The sequence below is a fragment of the Acinetobacter radioresistens DSM 6976 = NBRC 102413 = CIP 103788 genome, assembly GCF_006757745.1.
GTDB lineage: Bacteria > Pseudomonadota > Gammaproteobacteria > Pseudomonadales > Moraxellaceae > Acinetobacter > Acinetobacter radioresistens.
In genome coordinates, this window is record NZ_AP019742.1 from 22923 (window position 1) to 39159 (window position 16237).

A 16237-nucleotide genomic window follows, 5' to 3' on the forward strand; every position below is an offset into this window, starting at 1 on the left:
TCTTCGTACTAGTGGAACCTGTAATTTTCAACTTCCATATATGGACAAATCCCTGACAAGCATTATAAGGTTTTCACTCTCCTCAGGATTCCTGGCATAACTTATGTAACTTTTATTTCATCTTCCTGGCTAATTAATCCAGATCAGTTCTTCGTACTAGTGGAACCTGTAATTTTCAGTGCTGCACTTCCATATATGGACAAATCCCTGACAAGCATTACCGGGAGAGGTTTCCATCGCATCACTCTCCTCAGGATTACATAAGATTGTAAGTTGTGTAAGTTACATAACTTATGTAACTTTATAATTTCATCTTCCTGGCTAATTAATCCAGATCAGTTCTTCGTACTAGTGGAACCTGTAATTTTCAGTGCTGCGCTTCCATATATGGACAAATCCCTGACAAGCATTACCGGGAGAGGTTTCGATCGCATCACTCTCCTCAGGATTACATAAGATTGTAAGTTGTGTAAGTTACATAACTTATGTAACTTTATAATTTCATCTTCCTGGCTAATTAATCCAGATCAGTTCTTCGTACTAGTGGAACCTGTAATTTTCAGTGCTGCGCTTCCATATATGGACAAATCCCTGACAAGCATTACCGGGAGAGGTTCAGATCAGTTCTTCGTACTAGTGGAACCTGTAATTTTCAGTGCTGCACTTCCATATATGGACAAATCCCTGACAAGCATTACCGGGAGAGGTTTCCATCGCATCACTCTCCTCAGGATTACATAAGATTGTAAGTTGTGTAAGTTACATAACTTATGTAACTTTATAATTTCATCTTCCTGGCTAATTAATCCAGATCAGTTCTTCGTACTAGTGGAACCTGTAATTTTCAGTGCTGCACTTCCATATATGGGACAACATTACCGGGGAAATCACTCTCCTCAGGATTACATAAGATTGTAAGTTGACTTATGTAACTTTATAATTTCATCTTCCTGGCTAATTAATCCAGATCAGTTCTTCGTACTAGTGGAACCTGTAATTTTCAGTGCTGCATCCATATATGGACAAATCATTACCGGGAGAGGTTTCCATCGCATCACTCTCCTCAGGATTACATAAGATTGTAAGTTGTGTAAGTTACATAACTTATGTAACTTTATAATTTCATCTTCCTGGCTAATTAATCCAGATCAGTTCTTCGTACTAGTGGAACCTGTAATTTTCAGTGCTGCACTTCCATATATGGACAAATCCCTGACAAGCATTACCGGGAGAGGTTTCCATCGCATCACTCTCCTCAGGATTACATAAGATTGTAAGTTGTGTAAGTTACATAACTTATGTAACTTTATAATTTCATCTTCCTGGCTAATTAATCCAGATCAGTTCTTCGTACTAGTGGAACCTGTAATTTTCAGTGCTGCACTTCCATATATGGACAAATCCCTGACAAGCATTACCGGGAGAGGTTTCCATCGCATCACTCTCCTCAGGATTACATAAGATTGTAAGTTGTGTAAGTTACATAACTTATCTTTATAATTTCATCTTCCTGGCTAATTAATCCAGATCAGTTCTTCGTAAGTGGAACCTGTAATTTTCAGTGGCTGCAGATCAGTTCTTCGTACTAGTGGAACCTGTAATTTTCAGTGCTGCGCTTCCATATATGGACAAATCCCTGACAAGCATTACCGGGAGAGGTTTCGATCGCATCACTCTACTCAGGATTACATAAGATCGAAAGTTGTGTAAGTTGCATAAGTTATGTAACTTTATAATTTCATCTTTCTGGCAAATTAATCCAGATCAGTTCTTCGTACTAGTGGAACATATAATTTTCAGTTTATAAAACTAGGGCGTGTCCTCATTTGGCTTTACACCAAATAAACATGCAAGCAATGTAAATCATAGACTGGTAATTTCGTGCAAGCTTATCAAATCGGGTTGCAATCGCTCGGAAATGCTTCAATCTCGCAAACACATTTTCAACTAAATGTCTTAATTTATATAGATATTTATCAAACACCTTATTCGATCTCTTACTGTTTGATCTCAATGGAATAATGGGAATCATATCCTTGTTCTGGGCATATATTCTAATGTGCTCAGCATCATACCCCTTATCAGCAATGAGATAAGTTGCCTCGCCTACAGTATCAATCAGTTGTTTTGCAACTTGACTGTCGTGGACGCCACCCCCAGTGATTTTAAAATCAATCGGTAATCCATTCGCGTCGGTTGCAAGATGTATTTTTGTTGTTCGTCCACCACGTGATTGTCCAATTGCTCTTTCGAAACCATTCCGAGCTCCACTTGCATGTTGATGCACGCGTATGTAGCTTCCGTCAATGAATACCCATTCTTGATCCAAGACGCCTCGTAATCTAAAAAAAATTTATTCCACAATCCCTTGCTTGCCCAACGATTAAAACGATTATAAGCAGTTTGCCAAGGACAAAATTCTTGAGGAATATCACGCCATGTGGCGCCTGTACGCAGTTTCCATAAGATCACTTCCATGATATTTCTACTATTCTTTGAACGGTAGCAACCATGTAATCGCATAGTATCTTGAATTTGCTGCCAGATATCATCGGTAAGAAGAGTACGTGCCATTGAAAATATAGAAATAAAAATAACTCAAAGGAGGATTTTAAGTATTTAAAACCAATTCTTCAAATGAGGACACGCCCTAGGGTTACCAGGGCAGACTAAATTTTTCCTATAGGTTTGTAGTGTTCAAAATAAAAATTTCTATTATTCAGGTTATGATAACTTTTCTGATTTATATTTTTCTTTATAGCCCACTTTTAACAAATCAGAATAATACTTTTTTACCTTTTCAGGGTCGAGGAGTTCAAGTGAAATCCTTTCTTTAAACGCTTCGATCTCTTCGCCTACATTGGCATATTTCCCCCCGAATTCGGGATATTTGATAAGGTCACACAATTTTTGAGCGAAAAATATAGATTGTTTTGGTGTCAGCTGATATGCAGGTTCCAGTACCTTATCACTAACAATTAAGGAAGCTTTTTGATTAAAAGAAAATTCGATATGTGTAATTGTTCTCCCTTCTTTTTTCTGCTCATAACTTACGTCGATATCAGTAAGTTTATTAATTTGATCTATGGCAACCGTCAATACACGCTTTTTGAAATCTCCCATGGTTTTATATTCATTTTCAAGTAGACCTAACTTATCACGCAATTCAACCATACTAATATATAGCTTGCCTTTGCTACGCCATCTAATCAAAAGTTCATACAGCCGTATAGCGTATACACTAGATAATTGAGAAATTTGCTTTAATTCATAACGAGTAAACTTTTCTTCAAGTTTTACAAAAAGCTGTAAAATATCAGGAGCAAAAATTAGTTGAGCACATGCAGCTTCTTTAACATAGCCAACTTTTGATACCCAACGGCTTTTGTAGACCGCTGGCTTACCTGTAACAGGATCTATGGCCTTATAGGTGAGTCTACGTTCAAATAAGTTATCACACGCTCCCTGAAGAGCCTCATAGGCCGCTTGACGACCCAAATTAAAGTGCTTCATGTATTCAGACGCATGTATTGTTAGCAATGTATCCGATGTAAGCTCTTTTTCAATTTCCCTAGCTGCAATAATTGCAACTAAAATTAAGCGTTGTTCAGACAGAGTCAATGCATAAGATGCTTCAATCAAGTTATTGTCTTTATAAATTAGATTTGCCATATTGTGATTAAAGAAATAAATTCCATTAATAGACATTAACACTTAATGTCCATTAATGGAAGATCTATTTATGCCAGGAAAACGTCCATTAAATAAAGGAAAACGTCCATTTAAATAAAGGAAAACGTCCACTTATTGTCAGGAAAACGTCCATTTAAATAAAGGAAAGTGTCCACTTATTGTCAGGAAAACGTCCATATAAAACCTCTGAAAACTAGACTTCATAAGGCATTCAGAGGTTCTATAAATATAAATTTATAAAATATATATAAAATTAAAAAAGAACATTACTTGTGGATAACTTTTTTTTAACTTTATTTTTCACAATAGTTGATTCATGAGATTGAAACTTGTACATTATTTTCAACAAAATTACGTAACTTACATAACTTATGATTATTTTAGTAGGTGGTGAAAAAGGCGGAGCTGGTAAAAGCTGCCTTGCCCAAAACTTAGCAGTTTATTTACAAGAAAAGAATAGAGATATTCTGCTTCTAGATGCAGATCCTCAAGGCACAACAACTGACTGGATTAAAGAACGTGATGAGAATGAGGATTTAAAAAATATTCCATCTGTACAAGCTTCAGGCAATATTCGTCAAGTTTTAAAAGATTTATCAAAAAGATATGAAGATATTATCATTGATGCTGGTGGACAAGATTCGGAAGCATTACGTTCTGCTATGACTATAGCAACACATATGCTCTTGCCTTTTAGGCCTAAACGTAGAGATCTAAAGACTTTGGATCATATGGAACAAGTATTAAAACTGGCACGAGCAGTGAATCCAGATTTGAATGCAAGAGCAATCATTACACAATGCCCAACATTACCGTCACAAGTACAGCGAATTTTAGATGCTAAAGAAGCCTGTGTATCGTTCGGAATAAAAGCATTAGACCACATCACGACAAATCGAAATGTTTATGATGATGCAGATGAAAATGGCTTATCTGTTTTTGAAGTAACAAGTGATCCTAAGGCAAAAGCAGAAATTGAAGGGATAGCTCAAGAGTTTTTAGGAGTATAACTATGGCAGGTCTTAGCGGTTTAAAAAAGAAAACTGACGAGCTTTCAGATCAGGATAAACTGGTTGAAAATTTCATATCTGGAGCTGATAAAAGAGTTAAGGATCTAGAAGTTTCACAAAAGAAATTCGTTCGTTGTACCTTTTCTTTGAACCAAGAATTAAGTGAATTAATTGATGAGTTAATTATCAAAAGTAATAACGCTCGTGTTAACAGATCTAGTATTGTAAGAATAGCTTTAGAGTCACTGGCAGAGCAGAATTTAGAAGATTTTAAGCAGCTCGTTGATAAAAGTTTTAAATAAAATAGAGAATGGAAGAGGTTATTTAATCTATAAGATTAAATAACCTAACTTCATAACTTCATAACTTCATAACTTCATAACTTCATAACTTCATAACTTCATAACTTCATAACTTTACTGGCAAATAATTTAAATATTTTGATTTGTTGATAAACCTTATATAGACATCGCGATACTTTGATATTGGAAAATCAAATGGTAAAGTTATTACGTGATATATCACGTTAACTCATTGAGCTGTTCTGTGTTAGCTGGATATAAACATATAACATCATAATCGGTATTTTTAGGCTAAAGATATTCTGTTAGGCCTAAGTAGTAAATTTAGAAATTAACCATTTCAACTGTATTGAGCTTGTATAGCCAGTATCGATTGAGAGAGTCATGATAGAAAAAATTGGGCATGCAAAAAAAACACCTGAAGTTCTAACTGAAGTTTTCACCAAGTTAAGTTACGTTTTGATATTAGATTTACCAGACTTTATTCAAGATTTTGTATTGGATCTTAAAAATAAGATGGATGATGAAATCAAAAGAATGCTTGACCAGGCAGCAAAAGACAATCAAGACATTGATGAATTTGAAATTTTAAAGTGGTTACTCGATACAATTGATGTAGCTCCTGAAGAAACTGAAGAGGTTAAAAAGCACCAACATAAAGAGGTGCATGCTGTGCTATTTACTTGTTTTTTTACTCAATTGTCCGAGGCCTTAAGTCTGAAGTTATCAGAACATATGAGAGTGGAGTCAAAACCGCAGCGTTGTGTTAAAAAATTGACTCAAAGAACTTATAAAAAATATTTTGGTTTGCCTAAAAACTTCAAGCTCAAGTTAGAACGAAACCTGAAAATCAATTTTTACCCTGAAAAATTATGGTAACTGTATGACTAATACTGATGGATTGTCAGATCTACACGAAGAAATCAAAGTATTGGAAAAGTGGGTAAATCAGTCACTTGGTGAAAAAAAAGCTATTTTCAAAGATTTCGACGTTCAAAATAAGAATGAGTTGTATGCTGCTGCAGAAAAAATCCAGGTTACTATTAAAAAAAAGAGAATTGTGACGGAACATAAAATTCTGGCTGGTTTAACTCAATGGACTAAAATTGAACAAGAAGGGCATCAGTATGGTTATCTGTTGACTGGATTAATTTGTGAAATGCTCAAAGAACTTATCAGTTTACCGAATTCTAGTTCTAAAGATAAAGAGCCTATCACAAACACAAAACTGATAGATTTTAAGCGAATAGTAGATGATGAAAGAGTACATAAGAAATTTAATCAACTATGTTATGCATTAAAACTGTTACTGCAGAACCAATTTAAAGACCGTGGGGAAAAAAAATACCATGTGACAAAATTACCAATGAAATTAAAAAAATCGATGAATTTAACACCAGCAATTTTAAAGAATTTTTAACTGGTAAAGAGATGCAAAATCACTCCATCTCATTAGATTTAAACCGTTACATTGAGCAATTTTGTATTGTCTGTAATGAGCTTAACAACAGGGAATTAAATTCATCGAAGAAACTTAGTATCAAGGATTTGATAAAAAGAATAAAAAAGGAGATTGATGTAACAAACCACTCAGGGTCATCTCCTATTCATATAGAAAATGATGACACAGAAGTCGAGATAGATGAAAAATCAGCAACTATTCTTGATCCTACACATGATGATATCAGTAAGCGTGCAAGTTCTATGATATCCGATGAAAAGCTCAAAAAAATTATTCAGAGACGTGAAGTCCCATTTGTAAGTAATCCACTTTATCTAGCACCCAGTTTATTACATCAGGTATACAACGTATTGCACGATTGTTATCAGGATAAAATGTTCAAAGAAAATAGTACAATCTTTTATGATCAATCTTCTTTGGCATTATGTGGCATGATGTCACTGCTGACTGGTCTGAGTCCTACTATCTTTAAAGATATTAATAATTTGATTGAAAAAGGAAAAATATTAGAAAAAACAAAAGTAAAAAGAATAAAAAAAACAAAAGTAGCAGAAGAAACAGAAGTAATCGAAGTATCTTATTATTGGGTGATTGATCCAAAGTTGAATGTAAATCATTCGGGCATTATGAGTGATAAATTACAGCGCTATAACAAAGCATCCACTTATAAATGGCATATTCCTAGTGCTTGGATTATTCAATTAAAAAAAAATGCTATTCAAGAACTATCTGTTCCTGAATACAATCGTTTTTTAAGGCAGCTATTCAGACCGTATAATTTGGACAAGATTTCATGTGGAATTTTAGAAAAGCAAATATATTTCCATCTGAATATGCAGACAGGTGATGATCTCGTAGCACACTTAATGGCAAATCACGATACGAATCATGTGGTTAATTGGTCCTATGAAGGGCGTAATATTGAAGAGATAAATAGACATTTTAAAAGATACATTGATTGTTTAATAAACCGAAAAAAAGGTGATCTATGGATAAAAGAGCAGCAGCCGGGTTATATCTTTGACCGAGAACAACGTATAGGTAGTCAGCGTTGCTGGACTATCAAAGCAGCAACTCAATTTTTTAAAAATCTTTATGCTTATGTACAGACTACTTTAACGAATGATGAAGCCAATCGGATTGAGAAATTAAATGCTTATAGCATTTGGATGTGGCATCTGTCTTTAATTTGCCTCACGGTACGACCCACGATGGGTATGCCAGGTTTGATCAAAAATTATGATTCAAAATCAAAATTTATCTATATTCATGACAAAAAAATTGGTTCACGACAAGAAGGTCGTTTAGTGCCTGTAGTAGGTTATTGGCAAAAGCATTTCGATGCATACAGAGAGTATATAGATAAGACAATTACTGCATTAGGCATGAAATATCTGCAGGAGCAGTGGAAAAAAAATGAATTCATGCTGTGTATTCTTATCCATCCTCAACTGACTTCCAAAAAGCATAGCGTTGACTTTATAGAAATAGCAGACAATCTTACTTTGGCACCAATGTCAGCAGCTTTTGTGACGCATTACTTGAAAGAAACAGTTCAGATTTATAAAAACTGGCCAAGGCATTTTAGCAAAAACCATCTTGAACTCAGCAGTGATATTCATAATACCCTTTATGCACATGATGGTATTGCCATGGGGTTTGGCCATACTTCATCCTTAAGTCCTTTTCATTACAAAACAGAAATTCAACAACAGGTTGAAGCGTTACTGGAAAAATTAGAAATTTTGGAGCTAGACTTGTTTACCCAGGAAAAATCGCGTGATTAATAAAGAACTAAATCAAGAGATTCTAGAGCAATTACAAAATGCGATTGAAACAGAAACAAAAGCAATTTTTAATCAAATTTCTGAGCTGATTGATCATAAATATACTCAGAAAAAGGTGAATGGTGTCGAGATTGATTTTAAACTTCTTGATCAACGAATTGCTGATAAATTTACAAACTATAAGCAAGTTTTAATAAAAGTTTGTGAGCATTCCCAGCTCAAAAAATATTTCCGCTCTTACCTCAAGGAGTGTTTTAAACACTTTAAAATTATTTGTGAACAAGAGTATCAGGAGTGGCAAAAAAAAAATCCAGATCATGCAAAAATTTACGATATTAAATTACCAGATTGGAAAATAGCAACATTACCGCGCCGCGATAATATTTTAACAGAGGACAAGTTGTGTTATGGAGCTATTCTTGCTGATTTTAAAGAAAAATTTTATGAAAAGTGGAGCTATTCTCTTAATAAAAAGACTCAAAATATAAGTTTACAATCTACAGTTGAAGCTCAGCAAAACCTAGTAAACATATTATTTGAATGTCTATGTATATCATTAATTTTCGATCAAGGATGTATTCATCCTGAACGGCTTATTGCAATTCATGATGCAATTTTTGAAATGAATCTAGACAGTGGACTGTTGCCAATTTACTCTGGTTCAGAGAATCATGCCTACGTTTTCTCATACACTCTCTCATCTCAAAAATATGGCAATTTCTACCGTTATGATAGCCAAGGAGATGTGGAATTATGGCAAACACAGCAAATATATTTTAACGCAATCTCAATGCTTTGTTATTTGCGTATCCGAGAGCATCTTCATGGTAACCAAGATTATGCATTACAGTGTACATCGCCTCTTAGTATTTGGCAGCAAACACACGATGATCAAGATCAAAAAGTTAAGCGGGAAGATTTACTTTATAAGCGGCTAAAAGCACATTTTAAAGATGTTGTTCCTGATCATCAATTTATCAAAGAGTTTGGGCGACGTCGTTTTTCTGCTTTCAAGCATATTGATTATCTTCTTTGGCAGGAGATTCCAAATTTAGATCTATTGAGTACAAGTGTACTTAATAACAAAATTATCACTACGCCTTTGATATATGAACAGCATATAGCTATTTATCATCAGCTTGACACCTGGAAAACGATTCAAGAAAGAATTGAAAATACTCATCACACTGTAGAGCTTTCTGTTTCTACTAGTGGTAAGAACGTTAAAGTTTATAATGATAAACGGATGGGTAAACGTAATGATATAAAATCATTGCTTTTATCATTTAGTGAAGATGGTAAAGAGTTGACACTAGCCAAGTTTAATGAAGCTTTGAACGCGAGTATTAATAAATCAGAGGGCGATATACGTTCCTATGAAGCTGGAGAGGGGGAATATATTGATTATGTGGTGGCAATCGCACATTTACGGATATGCCAATGGTTAAAGTATGAGCTAGGTTACAATTCTAGCTCTGGTAAAGCATCACTTCAGGTGGCATCGATAAAACGTTATTATCACAGCTTCGTTTCTGACTTTTTAATTTACATTTTAGAATATCAAATAAATTTGAATAATGCCATCGAAGAACAATTTGAAGAAATGTATGAGTACCTTATTTTAGAAAAATCAATGAAAGATCAGGAAAAGCAGGAAACAATCGCTGAGAAAAATGATAATAAAAAGCACGACACCTCTGGCTATTCTTTCGCGAGGTTAAAAACATTTCATCAGTATTTGGTCAACAAGCATGATGCACCAGTAGTAGCGTACTTGTATGAACATCAGAGAGACAGCGGGAAATTTTTAAAAACACGGACCATTAGTCCGCAGATGTTTGAATTAATGATGAAAATTGTGGAAAATTATCCAAACATTTTAGGCATTTCAGGGAATGACATAGTTGCATTGCAATGGGTCTATCGACTCGCATTTAGACTAGGTTTGCGTATTGATGAAGTGACAGGCATCCGTCTCAATGATTTTGACTCTGCACAGCTTCGAAGTCATCTTAAAAATAATCGTTTATATTACGAAGCAAAGTCAGATCCTAAAGATACAACTTCAAATGAATCATCCAATTCAGATATTGAAAATCTGGTTTTAAAAATTCATTCCAACTCTCACCGTAATGTTAAAAACGAAAATGCAAATCGTCAGTTTGATTTATCCTATTTTTTAAATCCAAATGAATTTAAAGAGTTCTGTGATTTTTATAAAAAATATTTAGCTGCTTCTTTGAGCGAAGCGGAATTACAAGTACAGAATACATTACTCTTCACCTTTGAAAATCAACAATTATCAAAAATCACTAGGAGCTTGTTTAATCTGGTATTAGGGACAAGTGATCATTCATATACATTTCACGCATTTAGGCATAGTGCTGCATCACACTTAGCAATTTTATTGAAAGGCAGCCACCAGCTTATCTGTAGTTTTACTGACTATGACTCTAGGTTTGTAGGTAGGCTTAAAAAGCATATATTGCAAAATATCGATCATGCATCATTACATAGCGCAGATGTATGGCAACGTTTAGCACATCTAATGGGGCATGAAGACTTTAACGTGACCGCAAGTAGCTATATACATCATCTTAATATTTTAATTGCAGACATGTTTTATACAGCAAAACGTAAATATCAGCCTGAATTGATTGGTGCATTACTAAAAAATAGCAAAATTATTAATGCTCAATTTAAATCCTTAAAGATATCTGAGGATGAATCAGCTTTTAACATTCTTCAAAAATCTAAGTTTTTTTTAAAGGTTTTTGAAAAACATAATGATCCAAAGCAATTCTTAAAAAAAGATGAAATTGAAAAAAAACAAATGAGTTTTTTATATCCAAAAAGATTTCTAGAATCATATCAGGAATGGAAATCAAATGACCGGATCATAAATCCTGAAGACCAGCTTGTTAACTTAATAAAATCAATTAGTAGACAATTTTATATTTATAAAGATAAAGAAATAGCTAGAAGTGAGGAGCGTGATCTGCAAGAAATGGATTTAAATTGGGAGCGAATGATCAATTGGTCGTATTTATATGGAATATGCCAGCCATTCATAATTGACAAAGAAATTACCCCAAAAGAAATTAAAAATTTTTATTATATTTTGGAAAATAAAATTTCATTGAAAAATGATCGATCAGTTTTAGTTTTTGAAGCAGTCTGTCAAAAAGATTTAAAATTGTACGATTCATTTGTAGAGTTTATTACCAAAATATATTCGGACGTAGAATCCTACTTAGATATAGAAAAATCAAGTTCAAGTGATTTTGATAAAAAAATAGGGACTGAAGTTAAAATAAAATATTATAAAATTAGTAATAAAAAAGCAGATTCAAAGCATCATCTGATACAAAAAATTGTACTACAAAGTATCTTTTTTAAGATGAAATGCCTTGGAGTACCTTCCCTGGGTCAAAAGAAAATGGTCTAAAATGTTTTACCGGAGAAGTAGGGGGCTACAGTTTTTTTATATTAAAAAAATATATAAAAAACATCGGTATATAACTTTAGGTAATTCATGTTTGATTATTTTTTCATTATTTATGTAAATTTCTTCTTTTTTTTTTGGTCAAAAAAGGACACTTAGCGCGAGGTGTACACTCTGTGAGGTTGATTTTTGATAATTTTTTTCTTGAGAATAGCCTGGATAGGCTAGATGAGAGATTATCAAAAAAAATACTCAATAAACAAAAGATTTTGTATGACTCGCAGGAGAAAATAAGATTAAATTTAATTGTATTTTTTTATTATTCTTGTAAATTTATTCGGATATTATTTTTTAAATTTAATCTATAAAATATAAAATTATATATAAGGGGCTTTGTTGCACAAAGCTATTCTTGAAGGCTTCTTCAGTAATATAATTTCCAGATGAAGAAGCCTACACCTAAAATCTATCGTACAACCAATTGGTCCTCGTATAACCAAGCTTTAATCAAGCGAGGAAATATTTCAATCTGGTTTGATCCTAAGACGCAATGGTATGCACAACCACAAGGCAAGCAAGGACGAAATCAAACTTATTCCGATACAGCGATTCAATGCTGTTTAATGATCAAATCTCTATTCCGTCTTTCTTTACGTATGGTTACTGGCTTTGTTCAAAGCCTGATTAAACTCTGTGGCTTGAATTGGACAGCACCAGATTACTCCACCCTTTGTAGACGACAAAAGCATATTGATATTGCGATAAGCTATCAGAAAAGTCATGATGGGTTACACCTACTTGTCGACTCTACGGGTTTAAAGTTTTTAGGTGAAGGCGAATGGAAGCGTAAAAAACATCAGCCTGAATACCGTCGGCAATGGCGTAAACTGCATATTGGTATAGATGCTGAAACACTGCAAATACGTGCCGTTCAGCTTACTACAAATAATGTCAGTGATTCACAAGTACTAGGTGATTTACTGGATCAAATTCCACTAGATGAGCGAATAGATTCTGTCTATACCGATGGCGCGTACGACACGAAGTGCTGCAGAAAAGTGATTTCAGATCGTCAAGCACATGCAGTAATTCCACCCAGAAAGAATGCCAAGCCCTGGAAAGATTCTAAAATAAGTTCAATAGAACGAAATGAGTTACTTCAAACGGTTAAACATTTAGGTAGAACCCTATGGAAAAAATGGTCGGGTTATCACCGTCGTAGTTTGGTGGAAACCAAGATGCATTGCATCAAATTATTAGGTGATAGGCTGACGGCAAGACATTTTCAAAGTCAGGTCAATGAAATTCATGCGCGTGTGGCAGTTCTGAATAGATTTACGGAATTAGGTAGACCTCGCACCCAAGTTGTGTCTTAAATTTGAATGGATTGGGGAGAACTCAGCTTTTGAATGTTTATGCAACAAAGCCTATATAAGGTAAATTTTATAGACTAGTGAGTTAATATAAATTATTTACCCTATAAATTGATTTGTTTTATTCTGTAAAATAGGGAAATTAGTTTTTATTTTTTATAAATAAAAAAATTAATTTTGCTAGATTTATAATATTAAATACAGCATAGAAAACTTGGTTGTGTTTTTGGTTTGATTTTATAAGCTAATTTTTAAATAGCCTAAGCAAATATATTTCAGAAAAATAGCCCAAGCCTTTGCTTTTTAAAACTGCTGTTTTACAAAGCAAAGGCTTGGGAGTCCACCAATATGATTATTTTTAGATTTTAATGAGATACCAAAAAATGGAGAAGATAAATTAATTAGCTTAGGTAATCCTTCTATAAGTATGCAGCATAGATTTTGAGCTAAACACGGATCCTTGTATGTAGGTAAAATACAGGGATTTTTTCGGCTAAAATTTTGAAAAAATTAAGCCAGCATTCAATTTTAAAATATCACTAAAAAATGAATAAAAAATTCTAATTTGGTTTGACCAAAGAAAAAGATACCCATATGATAATTACGTTACAGCAAAATCTGTAATCGGGCGTGGAAACCTGAAAATTACTACAGAAGCATTAAAACCGCTTTAGCGGTTTTTTGTGCTTATTATGCTTAGTTTGCCATTATGGTAGGCCAGGCAGGGCAGTCTATGACTGGCCGTCTTCTGTAGTGCGGTATTTCCACCCCTGTTTGGTCTACCTCCATCTCGTGGAAAAGATGGTTGTAGATAGTGAACTCTAAACTACAGGTACTAAACATGAAGATTTTATTATCTAATCCCCCCATTTCTCTTAGGTCTCTTTTGTTAGCGCTGACTGGATATTGACGGTCATTTAATTCACAGCTTTAACCAAATCGAACTATATACATTTTCAAATTTCGTACTTGAGCGAAAGTAGGAAAGTGTTGCCTGGAGAAAATAAGAAATGGGTTCTACACGACTATTGACCAATATTATTCAGCGTAAAGTCATGTTGCCAGAAGAAATGTCACCTTCAATGCAGCGTGACAATTTTGAAGTGGCACTGACTGATTTTGAAAAGCATCCAATCATCAAATGTTTATTTAAGGCGGATAACCAGCGTTCTACGGAATGTTGGAGCGTGCAAGAAATTGCAAACTTTATTGAGGATTGCACAGAAGATCAAAACATCAATTTATGCATTTTGTATTGGAAAGATATACACAGCAATATTTACATTATTGATGGAGCACATCGTCTTTCCTGTATCTATGCGTGGATCAATAGATATTTTGCGGATGAGCAAGTCCCTCAAGCACCTAATTTCAATGATCAACAAAAACAAGATATTCGTTACCTCCGCAATTATTTAGGAGATCTTGCTGATTTTCAAAAAATTTGTACTGATGCCGAATTTGCAGAAAAAAAATCGAAATTAGGCGATATTAAAATCAGTTTCCGGCAGGTACTGGGGACCCCGGAAGATGCGCGACGGGTATTTCAATCGATTAACTCAGATACTAAACGTTTAGATAAATATGAGGAATATCACCTCAGAAATCGCGGTAGTGACGCGTATTATGCGATCTATGCCTGTTGTTATATCAATGACAATAAATCTAACCTAGAAGAGCTCCAATATACACGTTTAAATGAGTTGATTGAGTTAGGGGAGAGGATCCACCAGCTACTTTTTTCGACCATTTTATTAGACAATGAAATGAGTCATGGCAAAAAAATTGGCTTGGTCAATGAGCTGATGAATATCATTGCGGGTGATCAGATTCATAATATTATGAGTCTGAATCAGGGGGAGCGCGTTGAAAACCTAATGTCGCATCTGTTGACCATTCTTTGCAGGATAGCGACGCCTGTAAAAAATGCTGGGGTTCCGAGTTTGGGCTTACATCCATACTTATATTTTTATAAGGATCAGCGTTTTCAGATTACTTCTTTTCTTGCATGGTTTTCAATTGTGTATGAAATTCATGAAAGCCGCATGCAGATTCATCATCGAAAGATTAGTTTCAAGGACTTCACCCGGATACGCCGTAGTATTGAGTTCTTGATCGCCAATTTCCCCGTGGCGACCACCGAAACGGTCGGCAAGTTCGGCAGTGGTATCAAGGGCTATGATCGGCTACAAATTGTCTATAAAGCCTTTATTTGCTTAAGCTTGGAAATGGAAGTTGATTTTGATGATGAGGAATGCCTGAATACCTTTATTCTGTCCATGTCTAAGGCCTTCAAGTACATAAACTTTAACGAGTTTTATGTCGAAAGATTTTTGGGTGGTTATGATGATGCAGTAGTCAAGAATGTGGTGGGATATGTGGAGTCGATTAGTCCAATTTCTCGATCAAAGCCAAAGGCCTTTTCGGCATTAACCAAGAGTCTGCTTAAGCACAATTTTGTGGTGGGTAATCATAACTTTTGCCTCATTTGTGATGGATTGATCTATCTTGATTCTACTGAATCGGATCATAGGATTGCCAAAGCCGTAGGTGGGCAAGGCGTTCTAGAGAATGGTCTGTTGGTTCATCCCATCTGTAATAGAATGAAATCAGATCTGAGTCTGGAAGAGATTAGAGCGGATTTGTTTGGTGAATTACTGTATTAATCAACAGAGCGATGAGCTCATTTTTGCAGATGTATCAATGATTAATCACATGATTTAACTTTTGATACATTCAGCCAATGTGGTTATTTTTAATTCAGTCCAGAATCACAACCAGAAACTAGCTGTAGTTTCTGAATGACCGTCAAGGTCCTTAGTTTCGCCCATAGATTCCCTCTGTGGGCTTTTTTTTGATCAAAAATTGTATAGATGCTCTAAAATAAACCTTTTAGCATTTCATAAGCAATTAGGATTAAGGCTGAGACCATCAGCACAACAAAAATGAGTTCCACTCTAGTTAACATATTAATTCCTTTTACTTTTCACTTAATTTATATAGCAGTTAAGTCGCAGCATCAATGACATAACATGACATGGAAAATAATTAAAAAGACAGAATTTGGATTTTTATCAGATCTACTGTTTGCATGCTTCAACAGTAGCTTTGAATGTTTCACTTAAACTTTAAACTTTTTTTAAAATTGAATATTTTTACATCTAG

At 34.4% G+C, this 16237-nt stretch carries 10 protein-coding genes; 8 read left to right on the forward strand and 2 right to left on the reverse strand.

Annotated elements, in window-relative coordinates; translation table 11 throughout:
* Positions 1–1822: 1822 nt before the first annotated feature.
* A protein-coding gene (locus ACRAD_RS15720; protein ID WP_228127223.1) for an IS5 family transposase occupies positions 1823–2574 on the reverse strand; the annotation gives its coding sequence in 2 pieces (ribosomal slippage) (positions 1823–2340 and positions 2340–2574; 753 coding nt in all).
* Positions 2575–2724: 150 nt separating this feature from the next.
* Positions 2725–3672, reverse strand: a complete 948-nt coding sequence (gene repM, locus ACRAD_RS15725; RefSeq protein WP_010117601.1) for a replication initiation protein RepM — start codon at positions 3670–3672, stop codon at positions 2725–2727.
* Positions 3673–4064: 392 nt separating this feature from the next.
* Between repM and ACRAD_RS15730 the strand changes: the two genes are divergently transcribed.
* From ACRAD_RS15730 to ACRAD_RS15765, 8 genes are all read left to right on the forward strand, one after another.
* Positions 4065–4703: an AAA family ATPase gene (locus ACRAD_RS15730; RefSeq protein WP_004726798.1), complete on the forward strand. Its 639-nt coding sequence runs from the start codon at positions 4065–4067 to the stop codon at positions 4701–4703.
* A gap of 2 nt (positions 4704–4705) precedes the next feature.
* Positions 4706–5005 (forward strand): hypothetical protein, encoded by a 300-nt coding sequence (locus ACRAD_RS15735; protein ID WP_004969894.1) that lies wholly within the window; start codon positions 4706–4708, stop codon positions 5003–5005.
* A 384-nt stretch (positions 5006–5389) separates the two neighbouring features.
* Positions 5390–5884, forward strand: coding sequence for a hypothetical protein (locus tag ACRAD_RS15740; protein WP_005021585.1), 495 nt, complete (start codon positions 5390–5392; stop codon positions 5882–5884).
* A 4-nt stretch (positions 5885–5888) separates the two neighbouring features.
* Entirely contained in the window at positions 5889–6425 is a 537-nt protein-coding gene (locus ACRAD_RS15745) for a hypothetical protein (RefSeq protein WP_005021592.1), read from the forward strand.
* A gap of 11 nt (positions 6426–6436) precedes the next feature.
* Complete coding sequence (locus tag ACRAD_RS15750) at positions 6437–8254, forward strand: hypothetical protein (protein ID WP_005021594.1); 1818 nt, start codon at positions 6437–6439, stop codon at positions 8252–8254.
* Positions 8247–11702: a hypothetical protein gene (locus tag ACRAD_RS15755; protein WP_005021596.1), complete on the forward strand. Its 3456-nt coding sequence runs from the start codon at positions 8247–8249 to the stop codon at positions 11700–11702. Before ACRAD_RS15750 ends, ACRAD_RS15755 begins: the two co-directional genes overlap by 8 nt.
* A gap of 440 nt (positions 11703–12142) precedes the next feature.
* Positions 12143–13075 (forward strand): IS5-like element ISAha3 family transposase, encoded by a 933-nt coding sequence (locus ACRAD_RS15760; RefSeq protein WP_004812228.1) that lies wholly within the window; start codon positions 12143–12145, stop codon positions 13073–13075.
* A gap of 1007 nt (positions 13076–14082) precedes the next feature.
* The gene (locus tag ACRAD_RS15765; RefSeq protein WP_005021598.1) at positions 14083–15738 is read left to right on the forward strand and encodes an HNH endonuclease signature motif containing protein; all 1656 of its coding nucleotides are present in this window, start codon (positions 14083–14085) and stop codon (positions 15736–15738) included.
* Positions 15739–16237: the final 499 nt, after the last annotated feature.